Here is a 17,398-nt window from a genome sequence, read left to right as displayed (position 1 = left end):
GCGCGGGAGAGATCCCGCGCCGACGTGGCCGTTCCTGCAAACTGATCGATTTCGCGCCGCGGTCGCGGCGCGACGTCATCAACATGTTGGTGATGGCGGACTGGCCGTCGCGGCCCACCGTCTTGCGGGCATTCCCGGGTTCTCGGTGCCATGGTCTGTCGCGCTGGTGCTCGGCACGTTCGGCATCTGGCTGACGATCCCGTTCAGCACGCTGCTGGGCTGGGCCTACATGTCTGTCGACCAGGTCGGCGAGAGCAACGCCAACCCGTTCGAAGGCAACGCCAAAGACGTTCCTATCCCTCGCAGATCCGCCGCGATATCGAGCTCGGGCAGCGCGCGGGGCTGGCGAGGGCTGACCTCCCCAGGCCCTTGCTGCCGGTGAACGATATCGCGACCCGAACTGCCTGATCCGGCGCGGCTACGCTTTCGCTTCGACGAGGATCACCAGCGATTCCGGCACCACGCCATCGTGCGCCATGGCGTCGGCAGCTGCCTTGCTCTGCATCAGCGCGGCCATCTTATCCATATCCGGCACATCCATCATCACGGCCACCCGTTTGGGGTTCTGCGGATCGACGAAGGTGCGGATGTTGGTGATCCCAAGCGAGCCGAAAAGCTCCTTGCGCTTGGGTGAACTGAGCCAGTGCTTGCTGTCTTTCGAGATGTTGTGATGGCCGACTACGGTTGGCATGGCATCCTCCCCAGGGTGACGCCGGCGGTCGATATCGCCCGCCTGATGCTGCGATCCACCTGTACGGGCCAGTGAGCGCCGTTTCCCGCGGACTGTCAATTAGCTGTTGCTGATGGAATGGCCGGGAAGCCGGGTCACCGACGGATCGCCGTTGCGAACGTTGTGACGTGTGTTCTACCCGTGCTCGGCGTCATGAACTGGAATCCATTGCTGCCGGTCGACGATATCGCGACCGAGGCGGGGATGACGCTATTGCGAGACTGCTCGATTGCCGACCGCGACGCCACCCCAATCCTCGGGCGCGACGTCGGCGATCGACTGAGAGCACGTCCAGTGGTGGCCGGCGAAGTCGCGACAGGAATATTGGCGCTCGCCATACTGGAAGGTGTCCGGCGGGCTCAGGATCACGGCACCGTGGCGCGCAGCGCGCTTGTGATGGGCATCGACATCCGTGACGCGCACCATCACCGCCAACGACGAGCCGGCCTGCTCCGGTATCGGTTCGCCCTTCTTCGATCCGGTGACAACCACCGCTCCGTCGCCGAAGCCGAGCTGGTGGCGGTGGTTGCCGATGATCAGCCTCTGTTCGAACCCGAAGACGTGGCAGAGCCAGCGGCTGGCCGCCTCGACGTCGGGATAAGACAGCACGGGTATGACCGCGCTCGTGGGCATCGAGCGGTTGGCGATCATGTCTTTCTCCATGGGTTCCGCGCAGGGGCGATCACGACGGATCTCTCCACGTCAACTGTAGGGCGACCAGCACTGCTGGCGCGGCCCGCTATAAGGCTGATAGCTGTTGTCCCAGGCCCGGTAGGAAACGTAGCGCTCGTAGCACCAGCGTATGTGCGCCGCTTCCAGACGCACCGCGGGACGCGGCAATGGCGCGACGGTCGCCGTCGCGACACCGGCGGCAAAGGCCGCGGCGGGGAACCAGTAGCCGTTGTAGTAGCGGTAGCCCGGCCGCACGCGGACATAGCCGCGATAGCCATTATAGTAGTAGCCGCCGCCGACCACGTAGAAGCCGCGCCGGAACCACACCGACGTGGGCGTGGTGGCGGCCGATGCCGGGGCAGAGGCTGGCATGATTGGCAGGGCCTGGGCCGGCGAGGTCAGCACCGAGGCGTGAATCATCAAACCGCAAAATGCCGCAAATGTACGTTTCATCATGTCTCTCCTGTGGGATGGGTTGTCCAGGGGATCACTGGCGCCGGAGCGCTCGCAGTTCGGAGATGGAAAGCCCACCGTCGCCATTCGTGTCCGCCCGCAGCAGCCGGTCGGGAATGAAGGCGGCAAACTCGTCGCGCGAAATCCTGCCATCGCCATTGCGGTCCATGCGGCTGGCCTGTGCCCGGAAGTCGGCGAATTGCGCGGCCTGGAAGTCGCGCTTCGACTTCACCTGCTCGGCGGCAGCGCGCATTTCGTCCGCGTCGAGCAGTTCATTGTGATTGGCATCGATCCGGTCGAACATCTGCGCCCGCGCGGCCTTGATCTCGCTGAACTCCAGCTTTCGGTCGCCGTTGGTATCGAGGCGCCGGAAGAGTTCCCTGGCGCCGCTGCCGTCCGCCGCATAGGCGCTGCCAGCGCCAAGCAGCAGGCCGGCAAGGGCTACGACGATCTTGTTCATGCTTGTCTCCGCATTGGGTCGGATGGTCCGCCGCGGACCGTCCTTGCAGAGCCTTGTACGCAGGGCCTTTTGTGCTCCTACGCGCGATGACGAGATTTTTCTCGAGATGCCGCGGGGCGCAACTGCCGAGCCGTGCCGCGACGCAGATTGGCGCGTTCGAAAAGAATCTCCCGCGTCGAGCGTAGGGTCCGGCCCGGTGCTGCGTATTGGTCGGCAGTCGCCCCCCGCGACCCATCACGAAAGGACCATCCTCATGAAACGCTCAGCACTCATTGCGGCCTTGCTTGTCGGGCTCGTGCCGCTTCCCGCAGCGCATGCACAAGACAGGCCGGGCCAGCGCATCATGCAACGGATCGATACCAATGGCGACGGCGCCATCTCCAAGGATGAGATGAGGGCCGCCCGCGAGCGCCTGTTCAAGCGGCTTGACCGCAATGGCGACGGCGTCATCGACGAGAAGGAGATCGACAGCGCCCGCCAGGCGATCGAGGATCGCGCCGAGGCGGCGCAGGCCCGGCTCGGCAATCGCTGGCGCCGCCTCGACACGAATGGCGACGGCAAGGTGTCGGAACAGGAATTCGACAGCAGCATGCCTTTGTTCGACCTCGTTGATCGCAACGGGGACGGCAGGCTTTCGGCGGACGAGATCGCAACCATCCGCAAGCTGATAGCCGAGCGGGCCAACTGATCGGCGGCGATCATTCCCTTTACAAAACAAGGAGTACGACATGTTATCTTCAGTAAGGATTCCGGCTCTCTGTCTAGGCGCGATGCTTGCCTGGTCGGCCGCTTCGCCTGCCTCGGCCGAGGAGTGGCGGCGTCCGACCGCGCATGGCGGCGAGATCAGCCGCAGCGTGACCCGGGACGGCAATGTCTATACCGGCTCGACCACCCGCACCGGCGCCAATGGCGGCACCTACACATCGAGCTCCAAATGCATTGGAGGCGTTGTTGACCGCTGCGCCAGAAGCTATTCTGGCACCGGCCCGAATGGGCAGACCTTCTCCGGCAAGCGTGTATCGGCGGCCGGGCCGTTTCGAGGCCGTTCGGCAGGCAGCTTCACCGGTCCGAACGGCAACACGCTCCACGGCTTCCGTCGCTGGCGCCGCTGACATCTGGTGGTGGATTTGTGCCCGAAATTCGCTTCTGCGCCGATCCGGATCGATGTGAGGTTCGCTTTCGCCATCGACGCCTTGCCAACCGGTGACCGCAACCGTGCGGCATGACCAGGCCCGAGGCGACGACGAGCTTCTGGCCGCCATCGCCGCGGGCAGCCAAAGCGCGCTGTCCGAGCTGATCGTGCGCCATGGCCGCGGGTTGCGAATATTCGCGGCGCGTTATCTCGGCAATGCCGGCGACGCCGAGGATGTGGTGCAGGAGGTGTTCGTGACCGTCTGGAAACAGGCCGCGCGGTTTGATCCGGCCAAAGGGCGGGCTTCGACATGGCTCTACAGGATCACCGCCAACCGGTGCATTGACCAGCGTCGACGCAGGGCGCTACGCAGCTTCATCGGGCTGAACGACGTAAGGGACGAGGTCGCCGCGCCGGAGGCGGACGCCGAGGCGACGACCGCGGCGCGCCAAGAACTGGCGATCGTCCGCGACGGGCTCTCGCGCCTGCCGGAACGGCAGCGCATGGCGGTGCTGCTGAGAGCCGTCGGCGACCTCGACATCGCGGCGATCGCCGAGGTGATGGGCGGCAGCGTCGGCTCGGCCGAGCAATTGCTGGTGCGCGGACGGCGCGCACTCAGGGATCATTTGGCAATGGCGGCCGTGGGCCGTGAAAGGGAGTCCTCATGACACGGGACGAATTCGAACGATACAGGCGCCGCTTCGGCGACATGGTCGAGGCATGGCCGGCGCCTTTCCGTCAGCAGGCGCTGGCGCTGCTGGCGGCGGAGCGCAGGGACGACCCGGATGCCGCGCTCGATCGTCTCGTGCTCGAGGCGGCGCTGACCGATGGGGACGACCAGGCGCTGGCGCGCAAGGTGCTGGCCCGTGTCGAAGCGGGTCCGGCACGGGCCTCTTTCGTGCCGCACCTGTTCTTCAGTCCGGCCGGGTTCGCGGCCTGCGCCGCTGCCGTGCTGGTGGCGGCGACGCTGGCAGGCTACCAGGTGGCGCGGCTGCAGGATGATCCGTCCGATGCGGAACTTCTGGCGCTGGCGTCCGGTTCATCGCTGGCCGATGGCGGCGGTGTCGCGGCGGATGCGCAAGGGGAGGGCTCGCTTTGAAGCGTTCCTGGATATGGACGGTGACGCTGGCGCTGCTCGCCCTTTCGCTCGCCGTCAACTTCTTCCTGGTCGGTTATGCCATGCATGGGCTGCGGCAGGGCGCGGCGGCGCGCGTGCTGCTATCGGAAATTGCCACCAGCTATCCGCCCGAAGTGAGGAAGGAGTTCCGTGGCATCTTGCGCGACAACCGCCCGCGCACCTTCCAGGCGCTGCGCAACCTGCGCAGTGCTCGCGCCAATCTGGCGGCGGCACAAGCCGCCAAACCCTTTGATGAAGCGGCGGTGAAGGATGCGATGGCGGCAGTGCGCAGCGCTACGACCAGCCTCCAGGCAACGATGCAGGATTATCTCCTGACCGCGCTGAAGAATGTCAACGCCAGGCCCGCTGCGGGAGGCTGAGCCACGACGGCCCTACTGGCGGCACAATCGTCGCCGACCTATGTCGATGTGCAACCGGCTGGCGATCGCGAAGATGGAACAATGCGGCACGACAGGCTTGTCCTGACCCTGATTTGGCGCGAGCTCTCGGCTGGCCTGCGCTCGATGCGCCGACGCGATCTTGTATGGATCGTCGCCGGCGGCGGTGCGCTGCTCGCTTACGCCATGGCCGACATCGTCATCGCTTTGCAGGCGACGTCCGCCACGCTGCGGCAGGCGCGGATGCTGTGGGCGGTCGGCCTGCCGGGGGCACTTCTTTGCCTTGGCGGCTTCGCCGGCAGCGCGATCGCAAGACTTTGCCTGTCGCGTGCCTTCGCGCCGTTCCTTAAAGCATTGCCGCTTTCACTCATGGAGCGCCGGCGCATGGCGGCGGCGGCGGCAAGTGCGCTGGGCGTTCCCCTTGCCTTCACCGTCGCCGCGACAGTGGGCCTTGGCTGTTTGGTCATCGCCAAACCGCTGGCGCCGGCCTGGGGTCTCGGTGCCGCGATTTTGTTTGGCGCCGGCTTTGGCGCGGTGGCGATGCTGCGCCTGCGCAGCGCTCGCGACCTGGTCCACGCCGACAATACCGATCCGGTGAGCGATCCGGGCGCGCGCGGCCCCTCGCTCGGCGCCTTCGATCGTTCGACGCCGGCCTGGCTCTCGAGCTGGGCCTGGGGCCTGACTGCCGGGCGCGTAAGGTTTTCATGGCGGCTGGCGGGAGCAGCCATCCTGTTCGGCCTTGCGGCGGTCGTTGCCGGCTCCACCAGCCTTGTCCGCCATGATGCCGTGCCGGCGGCCATGGCCGGGCTGACCGGCGGCCTCCTGGTGTTCATGCTGAGCGCACGGTTCCATCCGCTCGGCTCGCCGGTGCTGCGCACGGCTCCGCTCGGCTTCGTCAGGGCCTGGCTGCGCCTGGCGCGGCTGCCCCTGCAATTGTCCGTCGCCTTCTTTCTCTTGCCGGCGGGTGCCGCCCTGGCGGCGGAGCCGTCGGCCTGGGCGATGCCGCTCGCCAGCGGCTTCTGGCTGCTGGCGCTGAACGGCGCCTATGCGGTGTTTGCCGCCTATTTCATGACCGCGCCGTTCGTCGCCGCGCTGAGCTTCCTCAGCGCCATCGCCTACGCCAGCTACGAGACGCTCGAATATGGGCGCACGGTGCTGATCGGCTTTGCCGCTCTTGTCGTGTTCCTTTGGTACCAGGCGCAACGGAGATATCGCGATGGCTAGCAGCATCGATCCCGCCGAAATCCTCGCCGTTCGCGGGCTCAGCGCCGGGTATGGTGGTCGCGCGGTCGTCAGCGGCATCGATCTGTCGCTGCAAACGGGCGACGTCCTTGGCTTGCTCGGCGCCAACGGCTCGGGCAAGTCCACCTTGCTCAGGGCGATCACCGGCCAGGTCCGGCCGCTCGGAGGGACCGTGGCGATCGACGGCGCCGACCTTGCCACGGCACCGCAACGCGCCAAGTCAGGCTTCGGCCTTGCCGTGGATCCATCCGACCTGCCGGCGGCGCTGAGCGGCCGGCAATATCTTCAGCTCGTCGCCTCGATCCGCGGCTGTGCCGAAGACGACTGGCCTGGCGTCGATCTCGCCGAACGGCTCGGCCTCAAGCGCTGGATCGAACGGCCGATCGCCGAATATTCACTCGGCACGCGGGCCAAGATCGCCATTGCCGCGGCCCTGCTTGGCGCGCCACCGCTGCTGATCCTCGATGAGTCCCTGAACGGCCTCGATCCGCTCGCCGCCTTCGAGGTGAAGCGCATCATCCTGGCCCTGGCTTCCAGTGGCCGCCATGCCGTCATCATCTCCACCCATGTCGTGGAAGCGGTGCCGGGACTGTGCAACCGCGCCGTCCTCCTGGCCGATGGCCGCGTGGCGCGCGCGTGGCACGCAAGGCAACTGGCCGAGGCCGGCCAGATGCCCGGCGGCTTCGAACCCGAGGTCATGCGGGCACTGGCGGTCCAGGCGGTCGATGGGTGAGGGCACGTTGCAGCCGCTTCGCAGCGGCCGTGGTCACGCAGGGCCTAAACCTCCAGGCAGACCTTGCCGAAATGCTTGCCGGCCGCGTAGTGCGTGAAGGCGGCGGCTATCTCGCGCAGGGGGAAGCGGCGGTCGATGACGGGCTCGATGCGATTGACCTCGATCGCGCGGATCATGTCCTCCTGGTCCGCCCGGCTGCCGATGGAGATGCCGCTTATGCGGATCTGGTTCGAGAATATGGCCGGGATCGAGACATCAGCGGCAAATCCGGTCAGGACGCCGATCAGCGCGATGTGGCCGCCTGTCCGGCAGGCGGCTAGGGATTGCGCCAGCGTGGCGGGGCCGCCGACTTCGATCACGTGATCGACGCCGCGTCCGTCCGTCAACTCTCGAACCTTGCGGCTCCAGTCCGGCACGGCCTTGTAGTTGATGACGGCGTCGGCACCGAGGCGGCTTAGCCGCTCGAGCTTTTCTTCGTCGGACGAGGTGGCGATGACCCTGGCGCCGGCGGCCTTGGCGAATTGCAGCGCAAACAGCGACACGCTGCCGGTGCCGAGAACCAGTACCGTGTCGCCGGGCTTGACCTTGCCGCACACGACCACGCCTCGCCAGGCGGTGAGGCCGGTGCAGGTGAGCGCCGCCGCTTGCACGTGCGTATAGCCCGCGGGAGCTTTGGTGAAGGCCTGCGCGGGCATGCAGACATATTCGCTGGCGAAGCCGTCAAAACTTTCGCCCGGAATGTCGCGCCTCGTGGCAGGCGTCATCTCGCCATCCAGCCACCAGGGATAGAAGACACTGACGACGCTGTCGCCGGGCTTGAGCGCATCGACATTGCTGCCGACGGCGATGACGTCACCCGCACCGTCGGACAGCGGCACGCGGCGGTCGGCCAGCGGTGTCTTGCCCCGCACGGCGAAATCGTCGCGCATGTTCAACGAGCAGGCGCGGATCCTGACCAGCACGTCACCAGGCCCCGGCTGGGGCGGATCTTCCTCGACCAGGTCGAGCCTGTCCAAGCCACCCGGCGCTCTCAGCCTGACGAGCTTCATTTGCCTTCTCCGAAATGTGGGACGTTTGATGCAGGCGGCGCGCAGGCGCTATCGGATCTGGCGGCCGGAAATCACCCGCAGCCAGGGTGCCAGGTGGAAGGCGCTCATCAGGAGATACATGGCCGGCATCCCGGTTAAAGACGGGCCGGTCCCCGGCGAGCCACCCATGCACGACATGGCCGCGTCGCCGCCTTGAAGACAGGAGAGCAGGGCCATCAGGGCGAAGGTGGGTGCCGCGGCGAGGCATAGCCAGTCGGCGATGCCAAGGGCGGCGTTTTCATGGGGCACGCCGCCGGAGCCTATGTGGGTGTCGCTCATGATCCAAATCCCTTGATGGTTGCGACCTTGCAGAACTTGGGCTCCTCGCCCCCGCCTTTGACGGGGGGAGGAATCCAGGCTGTCCAGTCCCTGCTACTCGCCCTTATCCCTGAAGGCGGCTTCGCCGGCGGCCGCCACTTCGGCCCATTTCTTGTCGGTCCCGGCTTCGTAATTGTCGTGCCAGTTCCACCAGCTGTAGAGTGGGGTCTGGGGATAGCCTTCGGGAGAATCCTCCCAGATCTCCTGGCGGCCGAGCGGGGTCGCGTCGAGATAGCTCCAGACCGTGCCCATCTGCTCGTCGCCGCGGCTGTTGATGAGATAGGTGCGGAAGACGCGGTCGCCGTCATGGATGAAGACGTTGTGGCCGTGCCATTCGTCGACGCCGAAATCCTTGTCGAAGCTGTCGGTGATCGTGTACCAGGGCATCTCCCAGCCCATCCGCGCCTTCAGCCTGACAATGTCGGCCTGCGGCGCGCGCGAGGCATAAGCCAGCGTGGTGTTGCGGGCGTTTAGATGGGCGAGGTGGCCGACCTGGTCGGCGCCGAGCGAGCAGCCGCGGCAGGCATGATCGGGCCAGCCATAGACGCCCGGCTCGAAGAAGGCGCGGTAGACGATCAGCTGGCGGCGGCCTTCGAACAGGTCGAGCAGGCTTGCCTTGCCGTTGGGGCCTTCGAACACATAGGCCTTGTCCACCTCCATCCACGGCATGCGCCGGCGTTCGGCGGCGAGCGCGTCCTTGGCGCGCAGCGTCGCCTTCTCCTTCACCAGCATCTTTTCGCGGGCGGCGTCCCATTCCTGCCGCGAAACGACCGGCGGGGTCTTCATCGTCATGTGCTTGGTCATTGGTCTTCTCCTTTTTCAGTCATGGTGCCGTCGCGGCCCGCGATCGTGTTGGGATCCAGGCTAGTGCGACAAGGCGGTGCGGGGTGAGTTACATCCGCGACGGGATTTGAATCGTCGGGCCCGGCGCAGCAGGGGTGGCGGGGCCGCGCGGTGTGTTCGAGATTGTCGGTTGCAGGCATTTTCAACTATCCCTAATGAGATGCTTACGATTAACATTTGAGATGCTCAGGCGAATGCCGGAACTGGCGTCAACGGTGTCGATGGCGGCCCCGGCCACACGGCCGGGTCTCCATCGCGCCGTTGCGGCTTGCTGACCGGCGGTGGTGATTTAAGCTAGGGCGCAAACGTGCCGCGGTGGGAGTTACAAGTGTGACGGGATTTGAATGGACTCGCTGATCACCGCGGCGGCGCTGGCGCTGGCGGCGGGCGATCCGCTCGGCGCGCTCGACCGCGTCGCCTTGCGCGAGGATGCGCCGGCGCTGGCGCTGCGCGGCATCGCCATGGCGCAACTCGGCGACTTTGATCGCGCCAAGCTTCTGTTGCGGCGGGCGGCGCGCGCCTTCAGCCCGAAAGAGGCCGTCGCGCGCGCCAGATGCGTCGTCGCCGAGGCCGAGATCGCACTGGTCTCGCGCGACCTGGGCTGGCCGGCCAAGGCGCTCGACGCGGCGCGCACGACGCTGGAGAAGCATGGCGACCGGCTGAACGCGGCGCATGCCGGCCACCTCAAGGTGCGGCGCCTGCTGTTGATCGGCCGGCTCGACGAGGCCGAGCATGTGCTGGCCGGGCTCGACCCGACGCCACTGCCGCCGGCAGGGCGGGCCGCGCATGAGCTCGCCGTCGCCGGAATCGCCATGCGGCGCCTGCGGACGCGGCCGGCGCGGGCGGCGCTGGAATGGGCACGCAACGCCGCCCGCCAGGCGGGTATCCCAGGCCTCATGGCCGAAGTCGACAGCGCATCCCTGGCGCTGGAAACGCCGGCGGCGCGGCTGATCACCCAAGGCACGGCGCGGCCGTTGCTGCTCGAAGAGGTCGAGGCGCTGCAGGCATCGCCGGCGCTGGTCGTCGATGCTTTTCGCTACACCGTGCGCGCCGGGGACCGAATCGTCGCGCTGGCGAGCCGGCCGGTGTTGTTCGCGCTGGCGCGCGCCCTCGCGGAAGCTTGGCCCGGGGATGTCTCGCGAGAGGAACTCGTGGCGCGGGCCTTTGGCGGCAAGCACGCCGATGAATCGCACCGTGCCCGGCTGCGCGTCGAGATCGGCCGGCTGCGCGCCGAGCTTGCCGCGCTGGCCGACATCAGCGCCACCAAGCGCGGTTTCACGCTGGCGCCGCGCCTGGCGCGCGCGGTGATGGTGCTGGCGCGGCCGATCGAAGAACGGCACGCCGCCGTGCTGGCCTTGCTCGCCGATGGCGAAGCGTGGTCGAGCTCGGCGCTTGCGCTGGCGCTCGGAACCGGCCAGCGCAGCGTGCAGCGGGCGCTTGAGCCGCTCGCCGAGGCCGGCAAGGTGCAGTCTTTCGGCCATGGCCGGGCGCGCCGCTGGATGACGCCGCCGGTGGCCGGATTCACGACCACCTTGTTACTCCCGGCGCCGCTGCCGAACGGCTAAGTTGCGTCGATATTCAGGTGGGGCCGGCCTGCGACGGCGCGGCCTGATCTGAATCTCGACACCCAAATCCCGTACCGAAGGTCAGCGGATGACGACCACACAATCGAGGATCAAGACATGAAGCATTCACCAGCCGAAATCCTGCGCGAATACGGACCCTTTCCGGGCGTGGAGCGGATCCATGGGGTGAGCTATGACGGCGAGAACGTCTGGTTTGCCTCGGGCGACAGGCTGAACGCCTTCGATCCGCAAAGCGGGCAGACGCTGCGTTCGATCGATGTCGCCGCACATGCCGGCACCGCCTTTGACGGCCGGCATTTCTTCCAGCTCGCCAATGATCGCATCCAGAAGATCGATCCCGATACCGGCGCGGTGCTCGCCACGATCCCGGCGCCCGGCGGCGGCCGCGACTCCGGGCTCACCTGGGCCGAAGGCACGCTCTGGGTGGGGCAGTACCGTGAGCGCAAGATCCATCAGATCGACCCCGAGACCGGGAAGATCCTGCGCTCCATCGAATCCAGCCGCTTCGTCACCGGTGTGACCTGGGTGGATGGCGAATTGTGGCACGCCACGCTGGAGGGCGACGAGAGCGATCTGCGCCGCGTCGACCCGAAAACCGGCAAGCTTCTGGAGCGGCTCGACATGCCTGCCGGCATGACCGTCTCGGGGCTGGAATCCGACGGTGCCGACCGCCTGTTCTGCGGCAGCACATCCACCCCGGTGGTGCGGGCGGTACTCCGGCCGAAATGAGCCGGTTCTCCCAGCGGGGACATCAAGTCTGCGAAGTCGCCGTCGAATTTATCCGCCGGCGACTGGTCGTCGTCCCGGCAGGTGCCTAGATAGGCCGGGTCGGGCGACCGCCCGGACATTCTTCGCAAAGGACCCGACCATGCCCGAACTGATCACGCTGAACGACGGCACCGCCATTCCCCAGCTAGGCCTTGGCGTGTGGCAGGTCGATCATGGGATCACCGCTGACGTGGTGGGCTGGGCGATCAAGGCCGGCTACCGGCTGATCGACACCGCGGAGGGCTACCATAACGAGGAAGGCGTCGGCGAGGCGATCCGCGCCGCCGATGTGCCGAGGAGCGAGCTGTACATCACCTCGAAGCTGCGCAACGGCGCGCATGCGCGCGATGCGGCCCTGCGCGCTTTCGACGACACGATGGAAAAACTCGGCATTGAGCGGATCGACCTCTTCCTGATCCATTGGCCGGTGCCCAGCCGCGACAAATATGTCGAAGCCTGGAAGACCCTCATCGAGCTGAAGCAGGCCGGCCGCATCAAGTCGATCGGCGTTTCGAATTTCAACAGGGACCATCTGGAGCGGATCATCGGCGAGACCGGCGTGGTTCCGGTGGCCAACCAGATCGAGCTGCATCCGCGCTTCCAGCAGCGCGCGCTCAGGGAATTTCATGCCGGGCATGACATCCAGACGGAGAGCTGGAGCCCGCTCGGCAGCGGCAGGCTGCTCGGCGATCCGACGATCGGGGGCATTGCCCGGAAGCACGGCAAATCCGTCGCGCAGACGATCATCCGCTGGCATCTCCAGCAAGGACTGATCGTCATCCCCAAGTCGGTCCGCCAAGACCGCATCGTGGCCAATTTCGATGTCTTCGACTTCGAACTGGACGCGCAGGACCTGGCGACGATCGCGGGCATGGATTCGGCCGACGGTCGCAACGGATCGGACCCGGCGACGGCTTCGTTCTTGTTCTAAAGAGCCTCCAGGGAAGCTGCCGATCTCCCCACGAGGGGGAGATTGCCAACTTCGGCCGCGCTGGCGGCGTCAAATCCCCGAGCCATCCAGCTGCTGGGCGTCGTCGCCTTCCCAGGGGGCCGGCATCGAGCCGCCCCGGCTGAGGTTGGCGGAGGGCATGGGCATCCAGCATTTCAGCTCCGGTTCGGCATATTCGACGACGCGGCCGGGCGAGGAATCCGATGCCCGCCAGCCTTCACCGGCGAACTGGTCGCCGCGCGACCAGTAGGCGAGGTCGACCTCCGCCGGCCCCTGTTCGGAGGGACGGACCGTGACCAGGATCCGGCTGCCGTCCTTGGGTGCCGTCGACATGTGGCGCCACCGTTCGGGCTCGTCCATCGCAATTCCTCCTGCCTTGGTGCGAGATGAAGTGTCGCCTCGCCATCGATGGTGGTCAACCCACACTTAGTCGGATTGCGCCTGCCGGACGCGTCCTTGGTCTGGCAATGTTCGCCAGGACAAGGAGACACTCATGAATGACAAGGTCGAGCCGAAGCCGGGCGAAATGACACTGTATTTCAGCCGCAATCCCAACCCGCGCCTGGCGGTCGCGACGGCGCGCCATCTCAAGGCCGAGGTGGCGTTCGAATTCGCGTCACCCTTTGCGCCGGGGCAAGCGGAGCGATTCCGGCCGCTCAATCCCAACCTCTCTATTCCCATCCTGGCATGGCCTGGCGGCAGTCTGTGGGAGGCCGACGCCATAGCCTGCCGGTTGTCGCGCGCGGCGCGTTCCGATTTCTGGCGCACCGGCGAGGACGAACCCGACATGATCCGCTGGCTGAGTTGGGGCAAGGAGAACTTCATGCGTGCCTGCGACACCGTGCATTTCGAGCGCGGCACCAAGCAGCGCTATCGCCTCGGGCCGATCGACGAGGACAAGGTCAGGGAGGGACTGGAGGAGTTCCACAAGGGGGCCACGACCCTGGAGGCGGAACTGGCCGACCGGCAATGGCTGGTCGGAACGTCGCTTTCCTATGCCGATTTTCGCATGGCGGCATTGCTGCCCTTCAACGATGCCGCCGGCCTGCCGCTCGGCGAGTATCCCGCGCTCGACCGCTGGTATCGCCGGCTCGAAGCCATCGACGCCTGGCGCGACCCGTTCAAGGGGCTGGATGCACCGCCCCTGGCACCGGTGCCGCGCCAAGGTACGGCGCTGTAGCTGACAAAACTGACGACCGGCGCATACGCAAACGAAACTTGAAGACGCCGGCCGCCGTTTGGGGCGTTGGGTGCATCCCGTTGGGGCGCGATGCAGGGCCAGGCTAAACGGATGGCCGGCCTCTGCAATCGCTACGCCGGCCCATGGTGAATGAGTGGTTACTATCCACAGGGGCGGCTGGTGGCGGCCGTTCCTGCCGGCTCTTTCCTCACAACTGTGCGCAACACCGGGCCGCCGGCCATCGGTGCTCGACGGGCCGCGCCCGGGTTGCTAAGCCCCATGCCGCGCAGGAGACCTTTTTGAGTCGAGACATGACCGTTGCGATCGAGATGGGACACACCACCGCGGGCGCCCCAGCGAACCTCGATCTCGAGGAACTGCTGGCGACCCGCCTTCTGGTGCAGGGCAATTCCGGCTCCGGCAAGTCGCATCTGTTGCGCCGGCTGCTCGAACAAAGCGCGCCCTGGGTGCAGCAGACCATTGTCGATCCCGAGGGCGACTTCGTGTCGCTCGGCGAGCGTTACGGTCATCTGGTGATCGATGCCGAGGAGCATACCGAGCGCGGCCTGCAGGCGGCCGGCGAACGGGCGCGCATCCACCGCGTCTCGACAGTGCTCAACCTCGAAGGACTCGACGCCGAGAACCAGATGCGGCGCGCCGCCGCCTTCCTCGGCGGGCTGTTCGAGGTCGCCCGCGACCACTGGTATCCGATGCTGGTGGTGGTGGACGAGGCGCAGCTGTTCGCGCCGGCGGTGGCCGGCGAGGTGTCCGACGAGGCGCGCAAACTCTCGCTCGGTGCCATGACCAACCTGATGTGCCGTGGCCGCAAGCGGGGGCTGGCCGGCATCATCGCCACGCAGCGGCTGGCCAAGCTCGCCAAGAATGTCGCGGCCGAAGCCTCCAATTTCCTCATGGGCCGCACCTTCCTCGACATCGACATGGCGCGCGCCGCCGACCTGCTCGGCATGGAGCGTCGGCAGGCGGAAGCGTTTCGCGATCTGGAGCGCGGGCAGTTCATGGCGCTGGGACCGGCGCTGTCGCGGCGGCCGCTCGGCCTGCGCATCGGCCCGACCGACACCAGCCCGCGCAACGGCACGCCGCGGCTGATGGCGATGCCGGAGGCGGTGCTGGAGGACGCGCGCGCGATCATCCTGGCGGCGCCGCCGCCCGAGACGGTGCGCGCGCCGCGCCGGGTGGCGTCGCCGGACCTGCTCGACCAGCTGATGGCGGCGAAATCGGCGGCGCTGGAGATCCGTCCCGAACCGGCGGAGCCGCAAATCAGCGCCGAGGACCTGGCGGAGCGGCGCGAGAGGGTCGACCGCGTGCTGCGCGCCATCCTGGCGCAGCCCGATGCGGGTTTCCGCGTCATCGGCGTGCTCTACCAGGAATTCGTGGTGCGCTGCCGCATCGAGGGCCTCGCCTCGGTGGTGCCGGACCTCGCCGAATTCCGCCGCATGCTGACACGCGCCCGCGCCGGCCTCGGCTCCGAGACGACGCAGGACGATGCGTGGCGGGACGTTTCCGTCCGCGCCTCGCTGCTGCCCGACGACATGCAGGGCGTGTTCATGATGATCGCGCGGGCGGCGAAGGAAGGCTGGCCGTGCCCGAGCGACGCCGCGATCGCGCGCGCCTACGGTTCGCACTCGCTGCGCCGCGCCCGCCGCCTGCTGACCTATATCGAGGAGCAGGGCCTGATCGTGTGCCAGCTCGACGGCATGGGAAAGCGCACCGTGACGCTGGTCGAACTCGCCTGGGCCACCGCGCCCGGCGACCCCAATGCCGAGGAGGCGGAGCAGGGGAGCCTGGCTCTGTGAGGGCGTGATGCGCCCCGCTTTCAGGATCGGATGGCGCAATGCCCGCGCCACCCTGCACACCCTGGATGACGATGAGCGCGATGCAACGAGACGGGGCGGGTTTCGGCCGACCTGCGGCGAGACGGTTGGCCCGGCTGCGATGCTGCCGTCGCTCATCGGCCTCTGGCGAGGCGCCAGCCGTCAAGCTGTGCGGCCAATTGCGCTTACTGGATCGCAATGATGCCGTCCACGGCTCGCCATTCCGACGGCCGGATCAGCCGGTGGTGGGCGACCCGAACCGAGTGCAGCGGGCCGTGCAGCTCGCGCTGCCAATAGGACAGGAACTCCTTGAGTTCGGGAAAGTCCGGCGCGAGGTCGTAGTCCTGCCAGATGTAGAGTTGAAGCAGGCTTGGATGGTCCGGCAGGTGATAATGGATCTGTGCCGTGGTCAGGCCATAGCCTTGCATCTGAAGGCGAAATTCCCTGCTGACGCTTGCCTCCATTCGTTTCTCCTTTCCTGTCGGATGTCAGGCACTGTCGAAGAGGTGATGGAACTCGACAGCCGGCAGTCCTTGCGCCCCGGCACAGCTGTCGAGCTTGAACAGCGCGTCCATGATCTGGTCGAAGGACACCGGCTGCTTGACGCCCGGCGGCTGGCGAAGCGCAGGCATGGACTCGACCGCGCAGGCATCCGACGCCCAGGAAGACAGGATCGCGCGCTTTTCCTGACGGTCGAGCGTTTCGTCGCTCAGCACGTCGTCGGGATGGCTGAAATGGCTGGCCGGCTGGAGCAGGCGGTCAAGCTTGGGGTCGGGTGTTTCGGCGGTCGGGGCGCAAGGGCTCGGTGAAAAGGTCTGTCGGTTCATCGATGTGCTCCGTCTGCAAACAACTCCTCGATGGCTCGGTGGGACGGCGCCGCAAGGTCGCGGCGCCTGCGAATAATTTGTTGGAGCGCTGCCAGAAATTCAAGCGGCAGTTTCGCACCAGGATCGAAATAAGCTCACGATAACAGTTTGTTGGCACTCCAGTTGTGTGAGTGCCAAAATTTTTTCGAGCGGGCTCTTGAAACCCAAAAAAGGCAAAACTAGCTCGATGTGCACGCGCGATGCCTGACCAAGGGTCGCAGCGTCCCGCGCCGGCCCGATATTGCCGGTCCGGCGCGGAGGAACCGCAAAACTGTTTGTCCAAAGAGGAGAACGACATGGCGTTCCGTCCATTGCATGACCGTATCCTGGTCCGCCGCATCGAAGCCGAGGAAAAGACCGCGGGCGGCATCATCATTCCCGACACCGCCAAGGAGAAACCGCAGGAAGGCGAGGTACTTGCTGTCGGTCCCGGCGCGCGGGACGACACCGGCAAGCTGACCGAGCTCGACGTGAGGGTCGGCGACCGCATCCTGTTCGGCAAATGGTCCGGTACCGAGATCAGGCTCGACGGCCAGGATCTGCTCATCATGAAGGAAAGCGACGTGATGGGTGTGATCGAACAGGTCGCCCAAGTGAGGAAGGCCGCGTGACGGCTTCCTCGAATTCCAACCAGTCAACGAATGCTGCCTAGATGAAGGAGTGATCCAATGGCTGCCAAAGAGGTGAAATTTCATGCCGAAGCGCGCGAGAAAATGCTGCGCGGCGTCGATATCCTCGCCAATGCGGTGAAGGTGACGCTCGGCCCCAAGGGCCGCAACGTCGTCATCGACAAGTCGTTCGGCGCGCCGCGCATCACCAAGGACGGCGTCACCGTCGCCAAGGAAATCGAGCTTGAGGACAAGTTCGAAAACATGGGCGCGCAGATGGTGCGCGAAGTGGCCTCCAAAACCAATGACCTCGCCGGCGACGGCACTACGACCGCGACCGTTCTGGCGCAGGCCATCGTCAAGGAGGGCGCCAAGGCGGTGGCTTCCGGCATGAACCCGATGGACTTGAAGCGCGGTATCGAC

At 66.5% G+C, this 17,398-nt stretch carries 25 protein-coding genes; 15 read left to right on the top strand and 10 right to left on the bottom strand.

Annotation, left to right across the window (positions count from 1 at the left end):
• The first annotated feature begins 145 nt into the window (after positions 1-145).
• On the top strand, positions 146-382 hold the full coding sequence (locus C1D09_RS25185; RefSeq protein ID WP_246135870.1) for a hypothetical protein: 237 nt from the start codon (positions 146-148) through the stop codon (positions 380-382).
• Positions 383-418: 36 nt separating this feature from the next.
• Here the strand turns inward: C1D09_RS25185 and C1D09_RS25180 are convergent, their stop codons facing one another.
• The 4 genes from C1D09_RS25180 to C1D09_RS25165 all read right to left on the bottom strand — a co-directional run bounded on the left by C1D09_RS25180 (position 419) and on the right by C1D09_RS25165 (position 2,315).
• Positions 419-691, bottom strand: a complete 273-nt coding sequence (locus C1D09_RS25180) for a hypothetical protein (RefSeq protein ID WP_143976790.1) — start codon at positions 689-691, stop codon at positions 419-421.
• Between the two features lie 249 nt (positions 692-940).
• A complete protein-coding gene (locus tag C1D09_RS25175; protein WP_143976789.1) occupies positions 941-1,381 on the bottom strand; it encodes a VOC family protein in 441 nt (146 codons plus the stop codon).
• Between the two features lie 51 nt (positions 1,382-1,432).
• Positions 1,433-1,858 (bottom strand): BA14K family protein, encoded by a 426-nt coding sequence (locus tag C1D09_RS25170; RefSeq protein WP_143976788.1) that lies wholly within the window; start codon positions 1,856-1,858, stop codon positions 1,433-1,435.
• A gap of 31 nt (positions 1,859-1,889) precedes the next feature.
• Positions 1,890-2,315: an EF-hand domain-containing protein gene (locus C1D09_RS25165; protein WP_143976787.1), complete on the bottom strand. Its 426-nt coding sequence runs from the start codon at positions 2,313-2,315 to the stop codon at positions 1,890-1,892.
• Between the two features lie 253 nt (positions 2,316-2,568).
• Between C1D09_RS25165 and C1D09_RS25160 the strand changes: the two genes are divergently transcribed.
• The 7 genes from C1D09_RS25160 to C1D09_RS25130 all read left to right on the top strand — a co-directional run bounded on the left by C1D09_RS25160 (position 2,569) and on the right by C1D09_RS25130 (position 6,937).
• Complete coding sequence (locus C1D09_RS25160) at positions 2,569-3,003, top strand: EF-hand domain-containing protein (RefSeq protein WP_143976786.1); 435 nt, start codon at positions 2,569-2,571, stop codon at positions 3,001-3,003.
• 40 nt (positions 3,004-3,043) lie between these two features.
• Entirely contained in the window at positions 3,044-3,427 is a 384-nt protein-coding gene (locus C1D09_RS25155) for a hypothetical protein (RefSeq protein WP_143976785.1), read from the top strand.
• Positions 3,428-3,518: 91 nt separating this feature from the next.
• Complete coding sequence (locus C1D09_RS25150) at positions 3,519-4,115, top strand: RNA polymerase sigma factor (protein WP_143976784.1); 597 nt, start codon at positions 3,519-3,521, stop codon at positions 4,113-4,115.
• A complete protein-coding gene (locus C1D09_RS25145; protein WP_143976783.1) occupies positions 4,112-4,546 on the top strand; it encodes a hypothetical protein in 435 nt (144 codons plus the stop codon). The genes C1D09_RS25150 and C1D09_RS25145 overlap by 4 nt, the downstream gene beginning before the upstream one ends.
• 20 nt (positions 4,547-4,566) lie before the next feature.
• Entirely contained in the window at positions 4,567-4,944 is a 378-nt protein-coding gene (locus tag C1D09_RS25140; protein ID WP_246135869.1) for a periplasmic heavy metal sensor, read from the top strand.
• Positions 4,945-5,025: 81 nt separating this feature from the next.
• Positions 5,026-6,186, top strand: a complete 1,161-nt coding sequence (locus C1D09_RS25135) for a hypothetical protein (protein WP_143976781.1) — start codon at positions 5,026-5,028, stop codon at positions 6,184-6,186.
• Positions 6,179-6,937 (top strand): ATP-binding cassette domain-containing protein, encoded by a 759-nt coding sequence (locus tag C1D09_RS25130; protein WP_143976780.1) that lies wholly within the window; start codon positions 6,179-6,181, stop codon positions 6,935-6,937. The genes C1D09_RS25135 and C1D09_RS25130 overlap by 8 nt, the downstream gene beginning before the upstream one ends.
• Before the next feature lie 44 nt (positions 6,938-6,981).
• Here C1D09_RS25130 and C1D09_RS25125 read toward each other — a convergent pair whose 3' ends face one another.
• The 3 genes from C1D09_RS25125 to C1D09_RS25115 all read right to left on the bottom strand — a co-directional run bounded on the left by C1D09_RS25125 (position 6,982) and on the right by C1D09_RS25115 (position 9,147).
• Complete coding sequence (locus C1D09_RS25125; RefSeq protein ID WP_143976779.1) at positions 6,982-7,986, bottom strand: zinc-dependent alcohol dehydrogenase family protein; 1,005 nt, start codon at positions 7,984-7,986, stop codon at positions 6,982-6,984.
• A 48-nt stretch (positions 7,987-8,034) separates the two neighbouring features.
• Positions 8,035-8,304, bottom strand: a complete 270-nt coding sequence (locus C1D09_RS25120) for a hypothetical protein (protein WP_143976778.1) — start codon at positions 8,302-8,304, stop codon at positions 8,035-8,037.
• 93 nt (positions 8,305-8,397) lie between these two features.
• Complete coding sequence (locus C1D09_RS25115) at positions 8,398-9,147, bottom strand: DUF899 domain-containing protein (protein WP_143976777.1); 750 nt, start codon at positions 9,145-9,147, stop codon at positions 8,398-8,400.
• Positions 9,148-9,530: 383 nt separating this feature from the next.
• On the opposite strand from C1D09_RS25115, the gene C1D09_RS25110 reads away from it, so the two are divergent.
• From C1D09_RS25110 to C1D09_RS25100, 3 genes are all read left to right on the top strand, one after another.
• The gene (locus C1D09_RS25110) at positions 9,531-10,751 is read left to right on the top strand and encodes a helix-turn-helix domain-containing protein (RefSeq protein ID WP_143976776.1); all 1,221 of its coding nucleotides are present in this window, start codon (positions 9,531-9,533) and stop codon (positions 10,749-10,751) included.
• A 117-nt stretch (positions 10,752-10,868) separates the two neighbouring features.
• Positions 10,869-11,501, top strand: a complete 633-nt coding sequence (locus C1D09_RS25105) for a Vgb family protein (protein ID WP_143976775.1) — start codon at positions 10,869-10,871, stop codon at positions 11,499-11,501.
• Positions 11,502-11,640: 139 nt separating this feature from the next.
• Positions 11,641-12,471: an aldo/keto reductase gene (locus C1D09_RS25100; RefSeq protein WP_143976774.1), complete on the top strand. Its 831-nt coding sequence runs from the start codon at positions 11,641-11,643 to the stop codon at positions 12,469-12,471.
• 69 nt (positions 12,472-12,540) lie between these two features.
• Here the strand turns inward: C1D09_RS25100 and C1D09_RS25095 are convergent, their stop codons facing one another.
• Complete coding sequence (locus tag C1D09_RS25095; protein WP_019859393.1) at positions 12,541-12,849, bottom strand: hypothetical protein; 309 nt, start codon at positions 12,847-12,849, stop codon at positions 12,541-12,543.
• A 166-nt stretch (positions 12,850-13,015) separates the two neighbouring features.
• On the opposite strand from C1D09_RS25095, the gene C1D09_RS25090 reads away from it, so the two are divergent.
• Both C1D09_RS25090 and C1D09_RS25085 read left to right on the top strand, forming a co-directional pair.
• Positions 13,016-13,669 carry a glutathione S-transferase family protein gene (locus C1D09_RS25090; RefSeq protein WP_143976805.1) on the top strand — a complete coding sequence of 218 codons (654 nt, stop codon included), beginning with the start codon at positions 13,016-13,018 and terminating at the stop codon, positions 13,667-13,669.
• A 311-nt stretch (positions 13,670-13,980) separates the two neighbouring features.
• Positions 13,981-15,483, top strand: a complete 1,503-nt coding sequence (locus tag C1D09_RS25085) for a helicase HerA domain-containing protein (protein WP_143976773.1) — start codon at positions 13,981-13,983, stop codon at positions 15,481-15,483.
• Positions 15,484-15,686: 203 nt separating this feature from the next.
• On the opposite strand, the gene C1D09_RS25080 is transcribed toward C1D09_RS25085, so the two are convergent.
• Positions 15,687-15,965, bottom strand: a complete 279-nt coding sequence (locus tag C1D09_RS25080; protein ID WP_143976772.1) for an usg protein — start codon at positions 15,963-15,965, stop codon at positions 15,687-15,689.
• 24 nt (positions 15,966-15,989) lie between these two features.
• Positions 15,990-16,328 (bottom strand): hypothetical protein, encoded by a 339-nt coding sequence (locus C1D09_RS25075; protein WP_143976771.1) that lies wholly within the window; start codon positions 16,326-16,328, stop codon positions 15,990-15,992.
• Between the two features lie 335 nt (positions 16,329-16,663).
• On the opposite strand from C1D09_RS25075, the gene C1D09_RS25070 reads away from it, so the two are divergent.
• Positions 16,664-16,978, top strand: coding sequence for a co-chaperone GroES (locus C1D09_RS25070; protein ID WP_143976770.1), 315 nt, complete (start codon positions 16,664-16,666; stop codon positions 16,976-16,978).
• A 57-nt stretch (positions 16,979-17,035) separates the two neighbouring features.
• A partial coding sequence (locus C1D09_RS25065) for a TCP-1/cpn60 chaperonin family protein (protein WP_281288642.1) occupies positions 17,036-17,398 on the top strand: 363 nt, incomplete at its 3' end.

Origin of the sequence: Mesorhizobium intechi (assembly GCF_002879535.1) — a bacterium.
Lineage (GTDB): Bacteria > Pseudomonadota > Alphaproteobacteria > Rhizobiales > Rhizobiaceae > Mesorhizobium > Mesorhizobium intechi.
This window is presented reverse-complemented; position numbering and strand designations above follow the sequence as displayed.

Coding starts and splice junctions, on each gene's coding strand:
- C1D09_RS25180 (WP_143976790.1), bottom strand. CDS start 691: ATGCCAACCGTAGTCGGCCATCACAACATCTCGAAAGACAGCAAGCAC.
- C1D09_RS25175 (WP_143976789.1), bottom strand. CDS start 1,381: ATGATCGCCAACCGCTCGATGCCCACGAGCGCGGTCATACCCGTGCTG.
- C1D09_RS25170 (WP_143976788.1), bottom strand. CDS start 1,858: ATGATGAAACGTACATTTGCGGCATTTTGCGGTTTGATGATTCACGCC.
- C1D09_RS25165 (WP_143976787.1), bottom strand. CDS start 2,315: ATGAACAAGATCGTCGTAGCCCTTGCCGGCCTGCTGCTTGGCGCTGGC.
- C1D09_RS25160 (WP_143976786.1), top strand. CDS start 2,569: ATGAAACGCTCAGCACTCATTGCGGCCTTGCTTGTCGGGCTCGTGCCG.
- C1D09_RS25155 (WP_143976785.1), top strand. CDS start 3,044: ATGTTATCTTCAGTAAGGATTCCGGCTCTCTGTCTAGGCGCGATGCTT.
- C1D09_RS25145 (WP_143976783.1), top strand. CDS start 4,112: ATGACACGGGACGAATTCGAACGATACAGGCGCCGCTTCGGCGACATG.
- C1D09_RS25135 (WP_143976781.1), top strand. CDS start 5,026: ATGCGGCACGACAGGCTTGTCCTGACCCTGATTTGGCGCGAGCTCTCG.
- C1D09_RS25130 (WP_143976780.1), top strand. CDS start 6,179: ATGGCTAGCAGCATCGATCCCGCCGAAATCCTCGCCGTTCGCGGGCTC.
- C1D09_RS25125 (WP_143976779.1), bottom strand. CDS start 7,986: ATGAAGCTCGTCAGGCTGAGAGCGCCGGGTGGCTTGGACAGGCTCGAC.
- C1D09_RS25120 (WP_143976778.1), bottom strand. CDS start 8,304: ATGAGCGACACCCACATAGGCTCCGGCGGCGTGCCCCATGAAAACGCC.
- C1D09_RS25115 (WP_143976777.1), bottom strand. CDS start 9,147: ATGACCAAGCACATGACGATGAAGACCCCGCCGGTCGTTTCGCGGCAG.
- C1D09_RS25110 (WP_143976776.1), top strand. CDS start 9,531: ATGGACTCGCTGATCACCGCGGCGGCGCTGGCGCTGGCGGCGGGCGAT.
- C1D09_RS25105 (WP_143976775.1), top strand. CDS start 10,869: ATGAAGCATTCACCAGCCGAAATCCTGCGCGAATACGGACCCTTTCCG.
- C1D09_RS25100 (WP_143976774.1), top strand. CDS start 11,641: ATGCCCGAACTGATCACGCTGAACGACGGCACCGCCATTCCCCAGCTA.
- C1D09_RS25095 (WP_019859393.1), bottom strand. CDS start 12,849: ATGGACGAGCCCGAACGGTGGCGCCACATGTCGACGGCACCCAAGGAC.
- C1D09_RS25090 (WP_143976805.1), top strand. CDS start 13,016: ATGACACTGTATTTCAGCCGCAATCCCAACCCGCGCCTGGCGGTCGCG.
- C1D09_RS25085 (WP_143976773.1), top strand. CDS start 13,981: ATGACCGTTGCGATCGAGATGGGACACACCACCGCGGGCGCCCCAGCG.
- C1D09_RS25080 (WP_143976772.1), bottom strand. CDS start 15,965: ATGGAGGCAAGCGTCAGCAGGGAATTTCGCCTTCAGATGCAAGGCTAT.
- C1D09_RS25075 (WP_143976771.1), bottom strand. CDS start 16,328: ATGAACCGACAGACCTTTTCACCGAGCCCTTGCGCCCCGACCGCCGAA.
- C1D09_RS25070 (WP_143976770.1), top strand. CDS start 16,664: ATGGCGTTCCGTCCATTGCATGACCGTATCCTGGTCCGCCGCATCGAA.